17 protein-coding genes are annotated in these 20,603 nt (G+C 41.4%); 6 read left to right on the top strand and 11 right to left on the bottom strand.

The annotated features are described in order from the left end of the window. Positions 1–158: 158 nt before the first annotated feature. From Q0081_RS04090 to Q0081_RS04080, 3 genes are read right to left on the bottom strand one after another with little or no spacing between them, the layout of a single operon-like run. Positions 159–2,216 (bottom strand): ComEC/Rec2 family competence protein, encoded by a 2,058-nt coding sequence (locus Q0081_RS04090; RefSeq protein WP_298349650.1) that lies wholly within the window; start codon positions 2,214–2,216, stop codon positions 159–161. Next, a complete protein-coding gene (locus Q0081_RS04085; RefSeq protein WP_298349647.1) occupies positions 2,213–3,634 on the bottom strand; it encodes a M43 family zinc metalloprotease in 1,422 nt (473 codons plus the stop codon). The genes Q0081_RS04090 and Q0081_RS04085 overlap by 4 nt, the downstream gene beginning before the upstream one ends. Further along, positions 3,627–4,583 carry a PhoH family protein gene (locus tag Q0081_RS04080; protein WP_298349645.1) on the bottom strand — a complete coding sequence of 319 codons (957 nt, stop codon included), beginning with the start codon at positions 4,581–4,583 and terminating at the stop codon, positions 3,627–3,629. Before Q0081_RS04080 ends, Q0081_RS04085 begins: the two co-directional genes overlap by 8 nt. Positions 4,584–5,082: 499 nt before the next feature. Here Q0081_RS04080 and Q0081_RS04075 point away from each other — a divergent pair, with 499 nt between their 5' ends. The 4 genes from Q0081_RS04075 to Q0081_RS04060 all read left to right on the top strand — a co-directional run bounded on the left by Q0081_RS04075 (position 5,083) and on the right by Q0081_RS04060 (position 8,490). Continuing rightward, on the top strand, positions 5,083–6,435 hold the full coding sequence (locus Q0081_RS04075; RefSeq protein WP_298349653.1) for a vanadium-dependent haloperoxidase: 1,353 nt from the start codon (positions 5,083–5,085) through the stop codon (positions 6,433–6,435). Positions 6,436–6,444: 9 nt separating this feature from the next. Next, the gene (locus Q0081_RS04070) at positions 6,445–7,086 is read left to right on the top strand and encodes an ABC transporter ATP-binding protein (protein WP_298349642.1); all 642 of its coding nucleotides are present in this window, start codon (positions 6,445–6,447) and stop codon (positions 7,084–7,086) included. A 14-nt stretch (positions 7,087–7,100) separates the two neighbouring features. Then, positions 7,101–8,234, top strand: a complete 1,134-nt coding sequence (locus Q0081_RS04065; protein WP_298349639.1) for a hypothetical protein — start codon at positions 7,101–7,103, stop codon at positions 8,232–8,234. Between the two features lie 64 nt (positions 8,235–8,298). Then, positions 8,299–8,490, top strand: a complete 192-nt coding sequence (locus tag Q0081_RS04060; protein ID WP_298349638.1) for a hypothetical protein — start codon at positions 8,299–8,301, stop codon at positions 8,488–8,490. Between the two features lie 170 nt (positions 8,491–8,660). Here the strand turns inward: Q0081_RS04060 and Q0081_RS04055 are convergent, their stop codons facing one another. Then, positions 8,661–9,746 (bottom strand): Gfo/Idh/MocA family protein, encoded by a 1,086-nt coding sequence (locus Q0081_RS04055; protein WP_298349637.1) that lies wholly within the window; start codon positions 9,744–9,746, stop codon positions 8,661–8,663. A gap of 85 nt (positions 9,747–9,831) precedes the next feature. Beyond that, positions 9,832–10,068: a DUF6515 family protein gene (locus Q0081_RS04050; RefSeq protein WP_310586474.1), complete on the bottom strand. Its 237-nt coding sequence runs from the start codon at positions 10,066–10,068 to the stop codon at positions 9,832–9,834. Between the two features lie 226 nt (positions 10,069–10,294). Here Q0081_RS04050 and Q0081_RS04045 point away from each other — a divergent pair, with 226 nt between their 5' ends. Further along, complete coding sequence (locus Q0081_RS04045) at positions 10,295–11,317, top strand: NAD(P)-dependent alcohol dehydrogenase (protein ID WP_298349632.1); 1,023 nt, start codon at positions 10,295–10,297, stop codon at positions 11,315–11,317. Between the two features lie 25 nt (positions 11,318–11,342). On the opposite strand, the gene Q0081_RS04040 is transcribed toward Q0081_RS04045, so the two are convergent. The 6 genes from Q0081_RS04040 to Q0081_RS04015 form a co-directional block, all read right to left on the bottom strand. After that, complete coding sequence (locus Q0081_RS04040; RefSeq protein WP_298349630.1) at positions 11,343–11,954, bottom strand: Crp/Fnr family transcriptional regulator; 612 nt, start codon at positions 11,952–11,954, stop codon at positions 11,343–11,345. Between the two features lie 25 nt (positions 11,955–11,979). Next, positions 11,980–13,116: an aminotransferase class I/II-fold pyridoxal phosphate-dependent enzyme gene (locus tag Q0081_RS04035; RefSeq protein WP_298349628.1), complete on the bottom strand. Its 1,137-nt coding sequence runs from the start codon at positions 13,114–13,116 to the stop codon at positions 11,980–11,982. Between the two features lie 78 nt (positions 13,117–13,194). Next, entirely contained in the window at positions 13,195–13,839 is a 645-nt protein-coding gene (locus Q0081_RS04030; RefSeq protein ID WP_298349626.1) for a M949_RS01915 family surface polysaccharide biosynthesis protein, read from the bottom strand. Positions 13,840–13,878: 39 nt separating this feature from the next. After that, the gene (locus Q0081_RS04025) at positions 13,879–14,871 is read right to left on the bottom strand and encodes an alpha/beta hydrolase (protein WP_298349624.1); all 993 of its coding nucleotides are present in this window, start codon (positions 14,869–14,871) and stop codon (positions 13,879–13,881) included. 284 nt (positions 14,872–15,155) lie between these two features. Further along, on the bottom strand, positions 15,156–16,790 hold the full coding sequence (locus Q0081_RS04020) for a hypothetical protein (protein WP_298349620.1): 1,635 nt from the start codon (positions 16,788–16,790) through the stop codon (positions 15,156–15,158). 317 nt (positions 16,791–17,107) lie between these two features. Then, positions 17,108–18,373 carry an asparagine synthetase B gene (locus Q0081_RS04015; protein ID WP_298349618.1) on the bottom strand — a complete coding sequence of 422 codons (1,266 nt, stop codon included), beginning with the start codon at positions 18,371–18,373 and terminating at the stop codon, positions 17,108–17,110. 356 nt (positions 18,374–18,729) lie between these two features. On the opposite strand from Q0081_RS04015, the gene Q0081_RS04010 reads away from it, so the two are divergent. After that, the gene (locus Q0081_RS04010) at positions 18,730–20,598 is read left to right on the top strand and encodes an ATP-binding protein (RefSeq protein WP_298349616.1); all 1,869 of its coding nucleotides are present in this window, start codon (positions 18,730–18,732) and stop codon (positions 20,596–20,598) included. Positions 20,599–20,603: the final 5 nt, after the last annotated feature.

Below are 20,603 nucleotides of genomic sequence, written 5' to 3'. Positions count from 1 at the left end.
TCTTAAAGCGAGAGCCGACTGAAATGAGTTTGGCTCGTAAGCGAAAGAAAGCCGCTCGCGACGATGCTTACCTTAAAACCCTGTTAAACCAACTTAACACTTGATGCAATCACCCTAATTAGTTTCTTTGAAAGATGCCGTAAAAAGAAGAAAAATTACTAAAATTGAGCTACCAAAGCACCTTTCTTGTTCACAAAATACCAGGGCAGTCGGCGAGATACCGCCTGTTTTTCCAATGTATCTAATACATAAAATTTATTGGAATTATCGAAGATGAGCCTTTGATTTCCAAAAACAATGCGTAATTGCTCTGATTTACGAAAGGCGTTATTCCGAATTAATATGTAATCAGCAATGGGAGGTAATGTCCACGCAATAGGTTTTTCAACGAATAGGATTTTTCGGCCTTGCCATACGATAAGTTTCCCAAATGGAAGTATCTTTACATCCGCCGCAGGAACCTCTAAAGGTTCATATTGAGTATAACCAATGCTTTGATTAACGTAAAAATTCTTAAGATAGAAATTAAAAGGCTTTTGATCAGGCTGAAAAAAAGCCGAATCTGCGACCAAAACTGCCTGTCTTCCATCTATCAAACTGACTGCACTTTGCTTCGGTACCGAATGAATAACCAACCATTTTTGTTTATTAAAAGTCTTTATTTCAACCACTTGCAAAATCAACAAGCCTACACTTGCGATTCCAATCCCGCAAAACCAACGTACATTACGATAGTACAGGAGCGCCAATAAACACCCGCCGATTCCATAAACCAACAACAGTTCTAACCTGGAAAAGGATAAATTGCCTAACACCGAATACGGTAGTTGTTCAGTCAATACTACCGCCTGATTTAAAAGCCAGGTGAGCATCGTCAAAAGCCAACCTAAGCCTACTGATAAAAACGGTATCCAGGACAACGCAAGGGTGACAAATGCCACATAGAGCATAGCCACCGACAGCCCAACCACTACGGGATTTACCAACAGAAAATACGTAGGGAACTGATGAAAATAATAGACAGCCAAAGGGAAAGTAGCCAACTGCGCCGTAAGAGCCGCCGCAGAAACTTCCCAAATTTTATCTAAAAACCAATCTTTAAAGGTAAGGCTTTGGTATAAAACAGGTTGCCAAAAAAGAATCCCTCCCAATGCCGCATACGACAATTGAAAACTAACCGAATAAATCAACAACGGGTCAAGCACCAATAAAATCAAAGCTGAACCGAAGAGGGCATTTTTTGTATCTTTTGTCTTTCCCAGCGGCTCTGCCAACAAAAGTATCGTAACCATCAATGCCGAACGAACCACGGGAGCTGACAACCCGGTCAATACAGCATAAAACCACATGATTCCTAAGGTAATCCCTAAATAAAGAAATAGGCCATGTCGGCGTTTTTTTATAAACCGAAGTAACCAAGCCAACAAAAGCACAAAAATCCCCACGTGAAAACCAGATACCGATAATACATGCACAGCACCGGCTGCCGAATAAGCCTGAACCAATTCATTATCCATTTCATCACGCAGACCAAGAATCATCGCCTTGGCCACTGCATATTCACGGTCGAGCGGCACCAATCGGCGTAAGGCGACATCACTCCATTCACTGACGGTGAATGCCCATTCTTTCAGCCAATTTGTTTCGCGTTTACCCGTCAGAGCAAAATCAGTACTGCGCAGGTAATGTTGGTGAAAAATCTGTTTATAAGAGAGGAATCTTTGATAATCAAATTGCGCGGGATTTTGGGGAGGTTCTACCAAACGGGGTGCCCCACGAATAAGTAATACATCACCATAATGAGGCTTTGGTGCTCCTTTGTCAATGTAAAGAAGTATTTTTCCTGAAAGTGGATGCCATTGATTCTCCCATTGAGCTTTCAGCACCATCGCTTCTATTTTGTAGGTTTTAGCGCGGGTTTCGGGTGGTGATGTAACTGCCACCTCATAAGCAATAACGTGGCTAAAATCAGTCTTATCGTGTAAAGAAGGAGTACGAACCCACCCCAGTCCTACAAATAGAAGAATGGTTAATAAACCAAGACTATAACGATTGCTTTTACGAAAACGAAGGAGCAGAAAAAGGAGTGCACTCAAAAACAGAACGGCTCCGAACACAAATTTGTACCCAATATTTCCAACAAAAGATTTGGAAAAAATGCCGTGTAACAAAATTCCGCCGACAAAAGCCAGCGTATAACGAAGCAAGGCATTCATCGTATAACAACCAAGCGATTAGTAATCGTCTCGTCTTTGGTTTTTACCCGTACGATATACGAGCCCGGCGGAAGATTGGTGGTAGGAAATTCAACGACCCAACTCGGGTAGTCTTTGTATTGCTTTTGGCTGATCAACTGCCCCGTTAAACTAAAAACCTCAATATCAAATGTACCGAACTCCTTTAAAGTCACTTTGATATTCGTTAAATCAGTCGTAGGGTCAGTAGGATTTGGGTAGATTTCAACCAAAAGATTAGTACCGAAAGGAAGCGCAGCGCACCAATACTTTACCAAGCGATTCCGACGGGGCGCTTTTTCAATGACCGCCAGCATCCGTTCGGTTTGATTTTTGGTAAAAATATTCATGCACGAATCCGGAGAGTAATCCATGTAGTTTTCGGTCATGTTCCGAGTACGTACCCCGCCGCAATTGGAAAAAACAGGGCCGCAGTTTGCCGTTTGGTTCCCATTTTCGCAGGTAGGCGTATCGGCACAATAATCAGTGCCGCAGTTATCATCCCCCCACGTATGCACCAATCCCAACCAATGCCCAATTTCGTGGGTAGTGGTTCGTCCCAAACTGTATAAACGACTTGTGACCGCCGAGCCTATTCCGAACACGCGAAAATCAATAAAAACGCCGTCGGTTTTTTCCTGTAGCTCATTATTATTATCCAATCCATTGATTCCGGTAACAGATGGAAACTGAGAAATCCCTAAATAGTTATTGGAAAATCGAGTTACCCAAATATTCAGGTAGCGATCCGTATTCCAACTTACAATATTGGCCAATGTCTGATCGTCCAAGAAGACGTCAAACGTTGTTTTCTGAGCATAATAATGCCTTGTGATGCCCGTAGTTGCTTTACCATCAGGGTCAATGGTTGCCAAATAAAACTCAATACCCGTATCAGCCCCAACGGTATTAGTGTTGTAGCCTCTGGTTCCCGTTTTTCGACGGTAATCTTCGTTCAAAACACGAATTTGTTCTTTGATTTGGTCGTCAGAAATGTTTGGATTATCGCGCCCTCCTATGGTGCCGGCCGTATTATTATGCACCACGTGCACTACAACGGGAATTCTGATTCGCTCACAAATGGCTCCGGTGCGAACTGCACGACTCTGAGGTGACCGTAAGTAAGTTTGAATTGAATCTTCCAGCATTTTGCGCTTCAGTTTCCAGAAAGGATAGCGTTTTGCCAGCATAGAATCATACTGAACCGCCGAGCAGCGCTGAGCGTTGGCAGAAGGAGACAAAAAGAAAAAAAGGCAAAAGGCAAAAGGCAAAAGACGGCACGAAGGTATCAATCGGCATATAATAGACAATTGGCAGTGCGTTTGGTATTTCACTGCCAATTGTAAACGGTTAACTGTAAACTGTAAACCGCACGGCGGACCGTTGTAAACTCTACCCATTCTCTTTTTTATCATAAGCATCCAAAATATCTTTGACGAGGCGGTGGCGTACTACGTCGCGGCCATCCAACTCTACAAAGCTGATGCCTTTCACGTTTTTGAGGGTTTCCGCCGCATCTTTCAAACCCGACTGTTGATTTTTGGGTAAGTCTATCTGCGTTTTATCGCCTGTAATAATCACCTTCGAACTTGGCCCCATACGGGTCAAAAACATCTTCATTTGTGAAGGTGTTGTATTTTGGGCTTCGTCCAACAGGATAAAAGCATTATTCAAAGTGCGCCCGCGCATATAGGCCAACGGCGCAATTTCAATAATGTTGTTTTCTAAGTAAAACTTGAGTTTTTCACTCTGAATCATATCCTCCAGCGCATCATAGATGGGACGGAGATACGGGTCAATCTTCTCTTTCAAATCACCGGGCAAAAACCCTAAATTTTCCCCTGCCTCAACGGCCGGGCGAGTGATGATAAGTTTTTTTACTTTCTTTTCTTTCAATGCCTGTACTGCCAAGGCTACGGCAGTGTAGGTTTTACCCGTACCGGCTGGGCCAATGGCAAACAGCAGATCGTGTTCGGCAGCTTCCTCGACCATCCGCCTCTGATTAGCCGTTCTTGCTTTGACCACTACGCCGCGCGTACCGTACAGAATAACGTCTTTTTCGTCTTCCAGTACGTGGGGTGGAGCTACCGAACCACCATTAGCAGTAAGGTAATGCCGTACATTTTCGTTGGTGATTTTTCCGTACTTCTGATAGTGCTGGAGGAGAGATTCCAGAATATCGCCAATGCGAAGGATTTCGGGAGGAGTACCCATGACCCGAATTTCATTGCCGCGCGAGATGATTTTACTCATGGGGAAAGCGGCGGCTACTTCTCTGATGTGGTTATTTTCGACGCCCAGAAAATCTACGAGCGACACATCTTCCAAGGAAATTACTTTTTCTACCAAATGCTTTAGATGTTTTAGTTTGTGGAAAAATAAGAGTTTTCTTTCAAAAAAACAACAATTACTTTGACTTTTTAGCGAAAATTTTTTGCGAAAGTTTGATTATGAAACAGTTGCAATAATAAGGAAATTGCTCAGTACAGCCTTACTGACTCCGACATTTTTCTGTCCAAATTTTACCCCTTCCAATCTTTGTGAACTATCTCTCTACGACTGCTATTTAAAACACCAAGCGAACCGCGAAAATTCCACCCGTTTCCCTCCCAGGCGAAGTGTTGCTAATGCTGGAAACTATCTCTTATCAGATTGTAGCACTGGAAACTTTTGCCCATGTTCAATTCAATTGAATCTGTTTTTCATTCCACTAAAAGGCATCTGTCCAATCACAATTCCCTAAATAAGTGATAAAAATCAATTTATTGACCGTATCGTTTTGTAATTTTGCGATTTAACGGTATGTTTTTTTGAATTTTAATTTTGATTTTTTTCAGAACCCTATATGATGAGAAAGTCGTTTTTACTAAGTGTAGGAGTCGTTTTCCTACTGATGAGCGCCTGCAAACCCACTGCTAAACCCGAAGAATACAACGCCAAGGCCGCCGATCCGGAACTGTATCATACCTCTGTCGAATTGCTTACGGAAGTTATTATTCACGACATTTTTAAACCGCCGGTAGCAGGTCGAATTTACGCTTATTCCAATTTGGCCGGCTACGAAGCTATGGTTCCGGGCTACCCTACTTATCAATCATTAGGGGGTCAACTGAAAGGATTTGGCCCCTCACCTACCCCCGAAGCCGGAAAAGAATATTGCTTTCCGTTAGCAAGTACACGCGCTTTTTTGAAAGTTGCCCGAAACCTTACCTTTTCAGCGAGCTTTTTTGACGAGTACGAAAAGGATTTTTACAAAAAATACGAGGATATGGGGATTCCCGACGATGTCATTGAACGTTCCATGGCGTATGGAGATAGCGTCGCTGCTCACATAATGCGGTATTCGACTAAGGACAAATACAAACAAACACGCGGAATTCGATTTACGGTTACCAATGAACCGGGCACTTGGGTCCCTACCCCTCCCGCTTATGCGGATGCCTGCGAGCCCGAATGGCACAGAATCCGGTCACTAACGCTCGACTCAGCCACTCAGTTTATGCCGCCGCGCCCTCCTATGTGGACCAAAGATAAAAACAGTGAATTTTGGCGCGAGACCCGTGAAGTATACGAAATTGGTAAAAATCTGACCGAAGAGCAAAAACGCATTGCCTGGTTTTGGGATGACAATCCTTTTGTTATGAATGTAGTTGGGCACGTTTCGTTTGCCAACAAAAAAATGACTCCCGGAGGGCATTGGATGGCGATCAACTCAACCATTTGTCGCAATAACAAAGTCCCGTTTGAAAGAAGCGTAGAAGGATATTCTCTTACGTCTATTGCATTGCTTGATGGTTTTATTGGTTGTTGGGAAGAAAAATACCGTACGAGAAAGGTTCGCCCTGAAACGGTCATTAATTCGGATATTGACCCTAAGTGGCAACCGTTTTTACAAACTCCTCCTTTCCCTGAATATACCAGCGGTCACAGTACCATCTCGGCTGCCTCGGCAGAAATTCTTACCTTTGTTCACGGAGATAATATCGCTTTTACGGATTCAACGGAATATAAACATGGCCACGGAGTTCTATCATTTAAATCGTTCCGAGAAGCAGCCAAGAGTGTGAATATCAGTCGGCTTTACGGTGGAATTCACTACCGATCAGGTTGCGACCAAGGCAATATTGCCGGTACAAAAATTGGAAAACACGTACTGGAAGTAGCGAAAACAAGAAAATCAGCCGTAAGCAGTTTACAGTAAACTGAATTTATGCTTCAAATCAAAAATTTACAAAAATCCTACGGCGGGCATTTGGTGATCCAAGTGCCCGATTTGGTTTTATCGGAGGGTATTCACTGGTTCAAAGGAGCCAATGGATCGGGTAAAACCACTTTTTTCAGAACGCTGGCCGGAATGTTGCCCTTTGAGGGAGAGATTCAATTAGTTGAATGGGGCATTCGCAAACAACCCATTGACTACCGCCTCCATATTAATTACGGTGAAGCCGAACCCGACTACCCCGAATTTCTCACGGCCAATGATTTAATTCAGTTTGTTGCCACCGCCAAGCGTGCTTCCGAATCCCAAGTTGACTCTCTCATTGAAATGCTGGGAATCGAACCATTTTTGTACCAACCCACGGGTACTTACTCCAGTGGCATGTTAAAAAAAACGTCGTTGGCGTTGGCATTTTTAGGAAGTCCGAAAGTAATTATTCTGGACGAACCGCTCATTACGATTGATGATGCTACCGTGCAGCGAGTTTATGAACTGGTGCGTGATTATCACGCCAAGGGAGTGACGTTTTTGTTGTCATCGCATCAGGATTTTAGATTTAACGCCTTACCCATCAAGCAATTATTTGAGGTAAAGGATAAAAAAATAACAGAAATAAGTCCCTCCGCAGGGTGATAAAGCAGCAAGTTATGATTCCCGTTCTCAACATTCTTCGCAAAACATTAGTAGTAGAATACTATCGCCTCAATACTGGTTTTCTTTTTTTGGTACTGATGTTTGCCTTTGGGATTCTGCGTCCGGAAGACCACATTGCTTTGTCGGCCTATGTCTTTGCTTCCCCTTTTTTACTGGGCTTGGTCTTTGCCTTTTTTGGGTTGTATCACCTCAAAACCATCTTTTTTGTCCGCCAACGGTTATTATGGGATTCACACGATTTTCTGTTTCAATTGGTGTTAATTCCGAAATGGCAGCGTTGGCTTGCCTTGTTGTACGTACAGGCGATGCTGTGGTTACCCGTAGTACTTTATGCGGCATTTGTGGGGTATTACGGATGGAAAATCGGTCAGCAAAACGCCGTTATCGCTACGTATTCTTACATTTTATTGATACCATTTACAGCCGTAGCCTCCTACGAATACCGCCTGTTTCGTCCCAATCCCGACACGAAATTGAGCGCTTTCAGTGGATATCTGAATCGCCGTTTTACCAAACCCTATTGGTCTTATTTTATTCTGTATCTGTTCAAAGACAACCCCGTTTTACTGTTTCTGACCAAAGGTTTTACATGCTTTATCGTACTGGGAGTTTGTAAAATCTACCCCACCGACCACTACGACGAACGGTTGCTTTCATTAGGTGCCTTGACCATCGGCATGGTTCATTCGGTGCTGCTGCTGCATCTGTACGAATTTGAGCATTTACAACTGCCACTGTTACGCAATTTACCGCTGTCGCTTCGCCAACGTTCGATTCAATACTTGCAGCTTTTCGCGCTCCTTATTCTTCCCGAAACGTTGTTTTTGGTGCGCTACTTACCCAAGGGTGTCAGTTGGGTCTATGCCATTCAGTGGTGGGGGTTCATTTTGGGGCTCCTTTGGCTGATTTTCGGTCGATTTCTCCAACGGCATTATGTCATGGATACGCTGCTGAGACAGGGATTTTATGCTTTTTTCGTCGGATTTTTCCTCATTATGTTTCGTATTCCAACTGCCATTCTTGTACTGACTACCCTATTGTTAGGAATCTATCTGTTCCAACGGTTTTATTATCAATCTGAATACATTGTCCACGAAGAAGGGCTTAAAATCAGACCTGAATCGTAGTTCATTGCAGCTTTCTAACAAAAATGATAGCTTTGCAGCCCAATTAAACCAAAACCAAACCACAATGAAACGTACGATAGGAAGCATTCTCACCGGTATGGGTGTTATTTTTATTCTCTTTGCCTGCATCGCCTTCATGTCCGATAAGGCGGTATTAGGCTTTACACTCACCAAATGGGAAACTCTGGTTCCTTTCGTCGTAGGAGCTCTGTTTTTGTTTGTAGGAGTTGGGATGCTGAATAAAGTAGCGGATTAGTGAATTTTAAAAAATACGGAGGTCTATAAATAGAAAGAGCGAGTCGCAACGGTGAACCGTCCCAAACCTCGCTCTTTCACTATATCTTAAATCATTACTCGTTTATCACCATCAGGTTACTTATTGATTTTTAACTCCCTGATTGTCAGATACTCGTTCGCTCATTCACATTAAATCTTAATCGTCTTCCCTCCGTTTGCGACCGATTTATAAATGGCTTCCACCACGCGAATATCCCGCAGACCTTCTTCACCGGGTGCAATGAGCGAAGTGCTTTTCATAAGAGCCTCAACGTCGTCATCCAATTGCTTTGCCTGTTGGCTTTGGAGCGGGAAATCAATAGCACCAAGCGGGCTGCTTCCTTTGTTTCCGCTATAGATCGAAAAAGGCTCCATCTTAAACCAGCCTTTTTCGCAATTGGCTTGCAGGTAATTCATATTGATGCCAAAACTCGTATGGCAGGCAGCCAACGCTCCATTTGGAAACTCCAACTGAAAGGTAGCCGTTTCTTCTACTTCTTTGTAAATATCAGGACGTGTGGTATGAAATTGCGCCGTTGCAGAAATCGGCTCTTCGCCCGTAGCCAACCTCGCCCCCTGAAGCGCATACACGCCCATATCGCCCATGACACCGCCCCCGAGGGCTTTGTTTTGTTTCCAGTGCGTCGTACGGGCATCAAAATAGCCGGCACCACAAGTCACCATTCTCACTTTACCAAAGGTTTTTTCCTTCGCAAACTTCATATACGCCTGCGTATTAGGATCGTGTTGACAACGGTAGCCAATGGCCAATTTCACTTTATTATCCGCACAGGCTTTAATCATCGCTTCGCAATCGGCTACGCTCGGGGCCATGGGTTTTTCACAAAACACCTGCTTCCCTGCTTTAGCCGCGCGTACTACATATTCGCGGTGCATACTGGGCGGCAATACCACATAGATTACGTCAATGTCCGGATTATTGGCAATTTGGTCGAAATTTTGGTAATTATAAATGTTTTTGTCCTTCAGATTGTACTTCTGTTTCCACGTTTCCGCTTTGGAAGGGGTACCGGTAACAATCCCGACCAATTCACAATTTTTGGTCAATTGTAGAGCGGGTGCCAATAAATCAGTGCTGTAATACCCCAACCCGACCAAGGCTATGCCCAATTTGTCTTTTTTGGGACGCGTAGCTGAGAGCAACACATGAGGAGAAAAAAGCGAAGCAGCGCCGCCTAAAGCAGTAGTTCTGAGAAAATCACGACGAGAAAACATAGGGATTATCCGTTAAAAGTGAGGGGTTAATTGTACCTTTAAAACCCGCTTTTAACCAAAATCTACTTGAAATCAAGCTTCTGATTTATTGCTCACCCACTACTTCATACACCAATTGGTGATTTTCATTGACGTAGGCACGGTAGTAGGTACCATAACTCAGGAAATACTCCTCCCCGTCAACGATTACCCCTTGGGCATCGGCGGGCAGTTCTGTCACCACCGCTCCAATGGGCGGACGTATCACTTCGTATTGGTTGTTGTTATAAGAACGGTAAAACATGCCCGAATAATAAAAATAAGGTATTCCTCCTACGTACAATATCCTCCTCCGTATCCGTAAGTTCTGCTGCCATAGCCATAGCCTCTATAAGCTCCTCCACCAGATTATCCAACGCCGAAATACAAAATAATGAATCATTACGTTGCGGATGCAAATGTTCTTTTTTCAGCTTTTATAAGCGGGAACCAACAATACATTTCTTTTTTCAATCGTAATCGTGTAGTAACGATTGACTTTGTTTTCATCGATTTCTTAACTAAAGTCAATGAAATTGGGAAATCGGCCCCGTACTTTTGCTCTCGAAAAAGTCAAAAAGAATACCACCAACATGAAAGCAATTGTTTATACGAAGTACGGAGCCCCGGAAGTTCTTGAATTGAAAGAAGTAGAAAAACCCACCCTAAAAGACAACGAAATTCTCGTAAAAATTAAAGCTACGGCTGTCAATTCCGGAGATTGGCGGCTTCGAAAAGCAGACCCGTACGCCGTTCGATTGTTTTTTGGACTTATGAAACCCAAAATCAATATCCTGGGCGGTGTGCTTTCGGGGCAAATTGAAGCTATCGGCAAAGACGTAAAACGATTCAAAGTGGGCGATGAAGTCTTTGGCTCTACGGCACTGAGTTCTGGTTTTGGGGCGTATGCAGAATACAAATGCCTGCCAGAAGAGGCAGTGTTGGCCTTAAAACCGAGAAATATCACTCATGCTGAATCGGCGGCGATTCCCTTTGGCGCCACAACGGCCCTGCATTTTATCAAAAAAGCAAACATTATGCCCAGGCAAAAAGTGCTTGTTTACGGAGCTTCGGGAGCGGTGGGCAGTGCGGCTGTTCAGTTGGCAAAGCATTTCGGAGCCCATGTAACGGGCGTATGCAGTACGGCAAATGTGAATTTGGTAAAATCGTTAGGAGCGGATAAAGTCATTGATTATATCAAGGAGGATTTTACTAAAAACGGAGAAACCTACGATGTAATTTTTGAGACGGTCAATAAGACGTTGTTTTCACACATTTTAAAGTCATTGAATAAGAATGGGATATTGATTTTAAGTGCGGCGGGCCTTTCAGAAATGATTCGAGGGGCATGGACTTCCATGACAGGCAACCGAAAAGTAGTGACGGGCGTCATTAGTGAAACGGCAGAAGACATGATTTTTCTGAAAGAACTCATCGAGGCAGGTCAACTGAAACCGGTGATTGACCGAACGTATCCCTTAGCACAAATGGCCGAAGCGCACGCGTATGTGGAAAAAGGACACAAGAAGGGGAATGTCGCGATTGTGGTGTAGAGCGTGCCAACGGCGGCGGCTTTCCTTATTTATGAATGATTCGTTTTCTGATTCGGCTCAACGACTCCGGTTTTACTCCAATGTAACTCGCCAATTGGTATTGCGGTATTTTTTGAAACAAATCGGGGCGTGACGTCAATAATTTCAGGTAGCGTTGTTCGGGACTATCGGTCACGTAGGAAGACATGATTTCCTGCTGTTCGGCAAATACTTTCTCCATTACTTTTCTGGAAATGGTTTCTAATTTGGGAAATCGTCGGTAGAGGTTTTCTTCTTTTTCCCGATTACCCACCACCAACGAACTGTCCAAACAACATTCCAGGTAATGGTTGGAAGGAGTTCGGCTACTGAAACTGTTGATGGAAATAACCCATTGCTCTTCGGTGAAAAAATTGTTGGTTTTCTCTTCCCCGTCAATGAGGAAATACTGTCGCACGCACCCCTCCAATACAAAGTAAGCTTCGGTGGAGATTTGCCCTTCTTTGAGCAAAACAGTACCTTTTTTGTACCGTTGAATCAACATAGTATCCGCAATGGCCGCTGCTTCTTCCTCAGAAAGCGGCATAATTCGGGAAAAATAATTGAGGAGTTTGGTTTCCATTCGTGGGTTTTTAGACTGTTGTAAAAGGGGGAGCATCCTTGTCTTGGTTAATCATCTTAGTTTAGACTGTCCGGTAGTGTTTCCCGTTATTGTTGATATAGACTTCAAACTTTTCTAAAATTTGGGGCATATTTTCTCGTCCAAAACCGATTCTTGCATGAGATTCACCATACTCAAAAGTTTCTGATGGCAAAAGCATGATTCCCGTATCCTTCACCAATCTTTCGGCAAATTGCAGGGCGGGCTCTTTTGCGGTCAATTTTATAAAGGCGGTTGAGCCTGAATTGGGTTTTATAAAATCAAAAAAATCGGCGTTACGGTGATGGAATTGCTCAAACAACAAAATATTTGACTTGATTTTTTCTAAATTGGGATTGACAAATTTGGCCATATTGTTAATGGCAATCGTTCCCAACAGTTCACTTGTGGCACTGTTGCATATCGAAAGGTAGTCTTTAAAATGCTCCACCTTTTTTAAGATTTCTTTGTTTTTTGACGTAAGCCACCCTAATCGTAATCCCGCAAGTCCAAATGTTTTTGCTGTTCCCCAAAGGCTGATGGCATTTTCGTATAAATCGCAGGCGGAAGGCAGTTGCTGGTCGGTATCGTGGTGTAAAAAACGGTACATTTCATCCGAAAAAAGCAGGATATTGTTTTGTTGTGCGATTTCTGTGATTTGCTTAAATTCAGCGGGAGTTAGACTGTAACCGGTTGGATTGTGTGGAAAATTGATGACAATTAATTTTGTTTTTGAGGTAATTAATTGTTTCAAATCTTCGGGGTCATAATACCATTGATTTTCAGTTTTGGCCGGTTTCCAAAATGAAACAAAACAACCTATATCTTTGGCAACCTGATACAGCGATTGATACATGGGAGCCATGCAAATGACATGATCTCCTGCATTCAGCACCACATTCATCAAAATGAAATTAGCCTCTCCCGGCGATGATACCACTATTTCATCAAGAGCAATGGTTTGATAATGCTGTTTGATAGCCTGCCGCAACGGTTCACTTCCTACGGTTTCGGTATAGCCCAATTTTAAAGTATCCCAGTGCTCTTTTTCTACGTCAGACGCTAAATTTAGAACGTAGTTCATACTGTATCCATCACAGTCTGAACTTGATAAGAGGTATTGAGCAGTAAACTCATATTTTGCAAAATACCGTTCAACCTCGAAATCTTTTAAGTGCATATCCCTGTTTTAAATTTTCTGTTCCAAAATTACTGCAAATGGTTTGTGTATCTGCGTCTAAAAAGATACAGAAGCCTTTTATTTGCTCCACGTCTGCATGATGTTTTTCTGCCATAACTTTTTGGCAAATTCAAGAAATTCTTTTGGTCCGCTGCTAAAGGCCGGGTCAAATTTGTACTCTCCGCCTACATAGTCCCGGTCCGAAATTTTGACTTTGTTTTTTCCTCGCATGGCAAATTTTTGCGGGCCTTGGTACATGATTATTTTCATATCGCAGGGACTGACGTCGCCGTGGCAAACGGTCTTATACATGAGCCAAATTTCGGCTACACCGTCTTTGTTCAGGTCCGTTACCTGAAACGTATTTTTGATAAACGAAGCCTCAATGTCCAAGGGACAATCTTTGATAAAATCGTACACTTTCCACGTTTGTTTAGCTTCATCTTTTGAAATGAGGAAGTGATAGGCAAACAGTTCGGCATCATTTCCATCTTCTTCATGTCTGAACTTTTTGTTTTGAAAAATGCCCGTTTCCGTCGTAATCACCATATTGTCGCCCAAACTATCCGTCCACCTGACCGCATTTTTTATTTTTCCTTCCAATTTTATGTCAAAGGGGAGTTTATTGCTATCGAGTTGGGTCAGCTTGATGGGGGTTTGTCCAAGGGCTGTCAGTGAGCACAAAAGTATCGCAAGAGAGAGGTTAAGTAGTTGTTTTTTCACTTGTGTTTTTGGTTGTTGTTTTGCTTGATAATTGATTCTTCAAAGTGTTTCTGTGTTCTTTTTGTGCCCGTCGGCGTGCGTTTTACTCAGCCAAACAACCACTTGTTCCCAACTTTCCACCGGAATCTTGGCATGGGTCGTGTTTTTCATCACTAAAAACTCCTTTTTATTTCCGGGGACTAAGTTATAGAAATCCTTCACTTTATCTACTTCAAATAACTCATCTTTATCTCCCACACCGACCAATACCGGAACATTCAGGTTTTTCGGGAGCCGAAGTTCTTTGACGTTCAGCATGGTTAAAAATCGAAGCGTATATCTTAAATTGAACAGGGAATCTTTGGTGACCGTCATGCCATCTCTGTAATATTCGACCGCCTGATAAGAGGGGCGGAAAATAGAACTTGTGAAAATTTTAGTTTTTTCAAATAGGGTTGGCGGTATCGACAGCCCTTTCCGGCCTTCATAAGCGCCCGAAAGAAGTATTAATCCCGAAATCTCATCGGGAACGGCATTCGCGGCGCATATTGCCGAAGCCACGCCCATGCTATGCCCCAAGATAACCACTTTGGGAAACCCAAGACCTTTAATGTACTTGACCGACTCGGCTAAATCAGTGATCCATTGGTCTTTACCCGGGCTGTCACCTCGGTTGCCTCCCGATAAACCATGCCCTCGGTAATCCAAGCCAAAGGTCGTATATCCGCCTGCTGAGATGGGTTTCCCGCCCATATCGTAGGCGCCGCTGTGGGCCGTGATGCCGTGAAAAATCAAAACGGCAATTTCTTTTTTGGACGGTTCAATACTGTCCGGATTCCATCTTCGCAGAAGCAGCGTTTCCCCGTCAGTAGTAGTAATCAGATGATGAGGGCCTGTGAAATTCTGCCTTAAAACGGTGGCTCTTTCGGCCGAAATCCCCGCATGGTTTGTCTTTGATTTCGTTGGAAGAAAGGCCAATACCAACCCAAAAATAACAACAGCCATCACTACCGAAATAATAGCGTATACGACTTTTTTTGCTGTTTTTTTCATGTTATGGGTTCAGGGTTAGGCTATCCTTTACATAACTATTAAATTTTATACTTGAGTGGCTTTGCTGCATGGTTCGCATCTCAAAGAGTTTAATATGAAGACATACTCAAAAACGGGACTTTTACACACCAAAATAGCCTATATTAGAGGAGCTTAACTCTTTTTGATATTGTATATATTATGTTAAATATTTGTACTTTACCACTATTTAGTCTCCATGCAACAAAGCCCTCCATCGTATTCATGTAAATACGAAGTACACATTGAATGTCTATTTCTGATTCTTAATAATCAAATGTTGGAACACCATTTATAAAATTCCCAATAATTCCCATCTTAATTGAATCACTCTTTATAATTTCAACCTTGAAAAAATTGTTAAGAGGAACAGTATAATCCAAAGTTTTATTATAAACTATTAATTCGTTTTCTATAAAATATTTGCCATTTAAAGCAGTACTAAACTCTATGGTTTCGATATCAACTTCATATCCCATAATCTTTTTTGCCTTAATATATAATCCATCTTTTTTATAATTTTGGTTAATGATCTGGATAATTAAGCTATCAGAAAAGGCATTTCTAAAAGCGTCTAAAATTATTGGTAGATTGCTATCCAATAATTTTAGCCATACAGTAAAATGTTCTCTATAGTGATGAACATCATTTCTTGGTGGAACCATATCCCTTAAGATTGGAATTATTGTTTTGTTTACTTTTCTAATAAATGAGCCAAAATATTTGAGTTCTATATTTTCATTTTTATAAATAACTGTTGCCAATTTATTAAATAACTCAACCCATGTGCCATCTGAAATAGGTTTATTGTCTTTGATAGTTCTAATGATTTCAGAAATATTAGGTTCATTTGTATCAAAACCTAAGTAAATTATTTCTTCTAATGGATAAAAAATAATTGAACGTAAAATAAGATTGTAAAGCTTTCCGCCGAGAGTCAACCTGTCAATATCATCAGCCGATCTTAAATAACTTCTATAGCTCTTTTCGATATTATACGGCAATGGATTTCTTAAAGTGTCCAAAAAATTAAAAATTTTTTTATCATGAATAAATTTATGAACAACCTTTCTTCTTACTTTATAAAGTTCTTTTAAATCTCTAATTTGCTCGTTTATATGATTGCTTATTTTACTTGTGTCATATTTATATGCTTCATATTGAAGACGAAAAGCAGCCGAATATTTTATTTGAGAAATTTTATCTTTAGGCGCTTTAATTTTCAACTTGTTGAAAGGTGTATGATTTAGTAATGATTCTTTTATTTCTTCGAATAGTATTTTTCCGTCTATTGAATTTTTAAAATAATCAAATAAAAACTGTGTTGAAAATTCATTTTTAATTTTAAAGCCTAAATAAGGAAACATATCTATAATTGCTGAATCAGAATTTATATATGTCGAATTTTCATTAACCAAAACTGGGATATTTGAAATTGAAATAAACTCCAGTTTGTCAGTTAAAGAGTTTTCTTTAATGTATTGATTTAATGAATAATATGTATTTTCTGCGAAATCATTAAGGTCAAATATCCCTTTCATTAATTTATTAAATAATTCTTTTGGGAGCACTTTAGAAATGCTATCAATACTTGTAAGGCTATTTGTGTTGAATCCAGGTAATAATAAATAGAGATCAACTATTTTGTCAAGTTGAAACTCTTTAAATAAATTAGTGCTTTCATTCTGTATGTTTCCAAAAATTGGTAGGATATTAACAAAATCGTTCAATTCATTTGGGGAATATAAACAAAACTGACCATAATCTTCGTCACCTTCAGCGAAATTAACGAGACCATCTGAATTAATGTTTATAAAAAAACAATTTGCAAAAGCATGGTCAAGAATTAAATTCCATTCGTCATTATCTAAGTTGTAAATAGGGATTGATATTTTCTTCAAAGTTAATGAAAGCAGTAATTATGTCATTTTCGCGAATATTAATAAGTGACATATTACTAACATTCGTTTTAAATTCGATTAACCCGAAATAGGATGAATATTTCTTTAGCGATATTTTCATTTTTTAAATAACTTAATTATAACCTCAAATTTACAAAAATTTTACAGTTCATCGCAGCAGTCTTACCTTTCATATTCCCAAAACTAATCTAAAAATAATCCATGTATTTCTAAAGACATAAAAAAGACAGCGCGGAAAAATATCACGCGGCCTCCCTATCTCTTTACACTTTTAACTTTCTCCTTTTACCTCATCCCTACGTTTTGCGTTTCTTTTTCTTAGCCGAAGGGAAAAGCACGTTATTGAGAATCAGGCGATAGCCAGGGGAGTGCGGATGTAGATTGAGGTCGGTGGGCATTCGGTGAAAGCCGCGTTGTCCTTCGGGGTCGTGGCCGCCGTAGAACGTAAACTGTCCGCGACCCAACTCTCCGTAAATATAGCGGTCGGAGGCTTTGCTTTGTCCCATGACCAAAACACTGGACTTTACCGTTTTTTTGTTGAAGGCCGTGGTTTGCCCCATAAACTCCCGAATCAATGCTTCGTGGTTTTGAACAAGCATCGCAGGAATCACGTCCCATTTGGCGGAGAAATCAAAGAGGGAAAAATAACTGTTGGTTTCTTCACCCCATCCTTGTCCTGATGATGAATTGATGGTGGAAAACGACATCCCGCCGCCGCGGTAATCGTCGTCGCCGCTGAGTTCCAATTTGAAATCTTCAAAGGCCAACGTTTTGCTGAAATCCAATTTAGACTGCGCATTAGGATCCACGCCATCGCCGTCGAAAACCGACGGAACGATGTCCACTCCTTCAGCGGCCAGGGCTACGTCGAGCGATTCGGCTCCCGAGCACATGGCAAACAGATACCCGCCTCCCGCGCAAAAGCCTTTGATGGTACGGGCTACGTCTAACTTCAACTGCGATACTTTTTTGTAACCAAATTTTTTGGCGATGTTTTCCTGCGCCTGAATATCTGCAATGCTCATTCGGCGGCGGTTGCGGCCAAATTGCCCCGTAAAGTCCTCGTGGTGAAGGTGCAGCCAATCGTATTTGGACAAATCTCCCTTCATGATTTCCTCATCATACACGATTTCAAAGGGAATCTCGGCGTATTTGAGCACCAAAAGCACGGCGTCGGTGTCTTCAAAAGAGGCGCTGCTGACTTTAATAGGACTGTACACTACGATTTTGGCGGCTTTGTGGAGCTTTACGGCATCCATGTTTACGTCGGGATTGGTGACGTATTTGAGAATGGAATTGGTAGTAGCGTCCGAAATCACATCAAAAGACACATCGCGGAGCCGGCATTCTTTTTCCAACGCGGTGGAATACTTCATCAGGAAACTCCCACCTCGGTAATTGAGCAACCAATCTAACTCTTGGTCGGCTTTGAGTTCCCAATAAGCCACGCCGTAGGCTTTGAGGTGATTGGACTGTTTATCGTCCATCGGAATGAGGATTGAATTGGCAAGGAGCCTTCCGGCTGAGGCCAAAATGAAGAAGAACAGATACCACTTTTTCATCGCTTATGTGGGGATTAGGTACTGTTTGATACCACGAAGATAAACACCTCAATCACAGAAATTTACTCGTCAATGGGTGGATATTTGTGGGGTGCCGATATAGCTAAACAAAAATAACGGAAAGAATTAATTTTTCAAGAGATTTTGAGATTTTCTGTACCCTGTCGGGCATTGAAGCAAAAGGTAATTTTTTGCTTATTGGACGTAAGAGTGCCCCTATTTGGAGATAATAATCGGCAATCGTATATATCAATACGGTAAATGGTCATAATAGTTGGATGCCGAACCAACAAAGGCGGTATTTAAGTGGTACATTGCAGGAAATGAGCCATTTCGATTGTTAAAAAGTAGCTATTATGAAGAAAAACAGACATTCACTTTTAGAAGTCCGACTTATTTATGTGATAACTACCATTTTTCTGGTCGGACTTTCTATCTATTTATTCTTTCAAATAAAAAATCTAATTGATATTTCCAATTGGGTGAATCATACTAATCAGGTGAATCAATCGCTGCAAAAACTTTCATCCTCTCTTTTGGAAGCGGAAAGCGAACACCGCGGCTATCTCCTGTCTGGCGAAGCAGTGATGCTCGAAAAAAGAGATTTAGCTTTAAATAGCCTCAAGGTTGAACAGCATTTACTGGATAGTTTATTAAAAGATAATCCGGAGCAAATCCAAAACCTTAAAAAATTGAACTTGGCTATAGTTGAGGGATTGGTAAACATAAAAAACACTTCCGCAGGAAAAGTACCGGAGTATGATAAGGTCGGCAGTATCGAGGAAGCAAAAAAAATAGCCTACGTGAAGCATCACATTGAAGTGATGAGAAAGGCAGAAAACCAACTTCTGACACTTCGTACTAAAGATTATACACAGCTTTCGTTTAAAACCCCATTTTTTCTCACTGTGCTGTCTGTGTGCGCATTACTGATGCTTTTAGTTTCCTATTTCAGGATAAATACCGAACTGCATAATACACAAAATCTACAACACGAGCTTCTTTTTGAAAACGTAGAAAAAGGAAAAAGAGCGGCTGAATTAGTCATTGCGAATATCGAGCTGATTTATGAAAATAAAGAGAAAGAAAAACGGGCTGCAGAGTTGGTCATTGCAAATAATGAACTCGTTTTTCAAAATGGAGAAAAAGAAAAAAGGGCCGCAGAGCTGATTATTGCCAATAAAGAACTCGTTTTTGAAAATGAAGACAAAGAAAAAAGAGCTGCAGAATTAGTTATTGCCAACGTAGAATTACTATTTCAAAACGGAGAAAAGGAAAAACGGGCCGCGGAATTGGTCATCGCCAACAAAGAGCTTTTCTTCCAAAACGGAGAAAAAGAAAAAAGAGCGGCTGAATTAGTCATTGCCAACAAAGAACTTTTCTTCCAAAACGGAGAAAAGGAAAAACGGGCCGCCGAATTGGTCATTGCCAACAAAGAACTTTTCTTTCAAAACGGAGAAAAAGAAAAACGGGCCAGTGAATTAATCGTTGCGAACAAAGAATTGGAATCCTTAAATTATATATCCAGTCATGACTTGCAGGAGCCGCTCAGAAGTATTCAAATGTTTGCTTCGCGGATTGTCGGAAAAGACTATGAAAATTTAACGGATAATGGTAAAAGTTACTTCAAAAAAATGCAGAATGCGGCGGTCAGAATGCAAACACTTTTGGACGATTTACTTAACTATTCCCGGACAAACAATGAAGTGAGAAAATTTAAGAGAACAAACCTGAACACCATTGTTAACGAAATAATAGCCGATTTGAAAGAAACAATTGACGAAAAACAGGCAACCATTGAAACCATTGACCTCCCTGTCGTTAATATAATTCCTTTTCAGTTTCGCCAACTTATTCATAATCTCATCAGTAATGCACTCAAATTTTCAAATTCGGATACACCGCCTCACATACAGATAAAAAGCAATGTGGTGCAAGGGGATGAATTGGAAAGTGAGTTGCCGTCGGATTGGCCCGAAAAAGGGCTGCGGGAAGCAAAATATTGCCATATCGTTGTTTCTGACAATGGAATAGGTTTTGAGCCCGAATACAGCGAAAAAATCTTTGAAGTGTTCCAACGCCTGCATGGAAGAGAAAAATACAAAGGGACAGGAATGGGGCTTGCCATTGTAAAGAAAATAGTGGAAAACCACAATGGAGTCATTACTGCTACAAGTGAACTGAACAAGGGAGCCAAATTTGATATTTACTTTCCCTTTAACTAAGAAAA

The sequence above is a fragment of the Runella sp. genome, assembly GCF_027484545.1.
Taxonomy (GTDB): domain Bacteria; phylum Bacteroidota; class Bacteroidia; order Cytophagales; family Spirosomataceae; genus Runella.
The sequence above is the reverse complement of the archived record's forward strand: the minus strand, read 5'-3'. Positions and strand labels throughout refer to the sequence as shown.

Coding starts and splice junctions, on each gene's coding strand:
- Q0081_RS04090 (WP_298349650.1), bottom strand. CDS start 2,216: ATGAATGCCTTGCTTCGTTATACGCTGGCTTTTGTCGGCGGAATTTTG.
- Q0081_RS04085 (WP_298349647.1), bottom strand. CDS start 3,634: ATGGGTAGAGTTTACAACGGTCCGCCGTGCGGTTTACAGTTTACAGTT.
- Q0081_RS04075 (WP_298349653.1), top strand. CDS start 5,083: ATGAGAAAGTCGTTTTTACTAAGTGTAGGAGTCGTTTTCCTACTGATG.
- Q0081_RS04070 (WP_298349642.1), top strand. CDS start 6,445: ATGCTTCAAATCAAAAATTTACAAAAATCCTACGGCGGGCATTTGGTG.
- Q0081_RS04065 (WP_298349639.1), top strand. CDS start 7,101: ATGATTCCCGTTCTCAACATTCTTCGCAAAACATTAGTAGTAGAATAC.
- Q0081_RS04060 (WP_298349638.1), top strand. CDS start 8,299: ATGAAACGTACGATAGGAAGCATTCTCACCGGTATGGGTGTTATTTTT.
- Q0081_RS04055 (WP_298349637.1), bottom strand. CDS start 9,746: ATGTTTTCTCGTCGTGATTTTCTCAGAACTACTGCTTTAGGCGGCGCT.
- Q0081_RS04045 (WP_298349632.1), top strand. CDS start 10,295: ATGAAATTGGGAAATCGGCCCCGTACTTTTGCTCTCGAAAAAGTCAAA.
- Q0081_RS04040 (WP_298349630.1), bottom strand. CDS start 11,954: ATGCTCCCCCTTTTACAACAGTCTAAAAACCCACGAATGGAAACCAAA.
- Q0081_RS04035 (WP_298349628.1), bottom strand. CDS start 13,116: ATGCACTTAAAAGATTTCGAGGTTGAACGGTATTTTGCAAAATATGAG.
- Q0081_RS04025 (WP_298349624.1), bottom strand. CDS start 14,871: ATGAAAAAAACAGCAAAAAAAGTCGTATACGCTATTATTTCGGTAGTG.
- Q0081_RS04015 (WP_298349618.1), bottom strand. CDS start 18,373: ATGAAAAAGTGGTATCTGTTCTTCTTCATTTTGGCCTCAGCCGGAAGG.
- Q0081_RS04010 (WP_298349616.1), top strand. CDS start 18,730: ATGAAGAAAAACAGACATTCACTTTTAGAAGTCCGACTTATTTATGTG.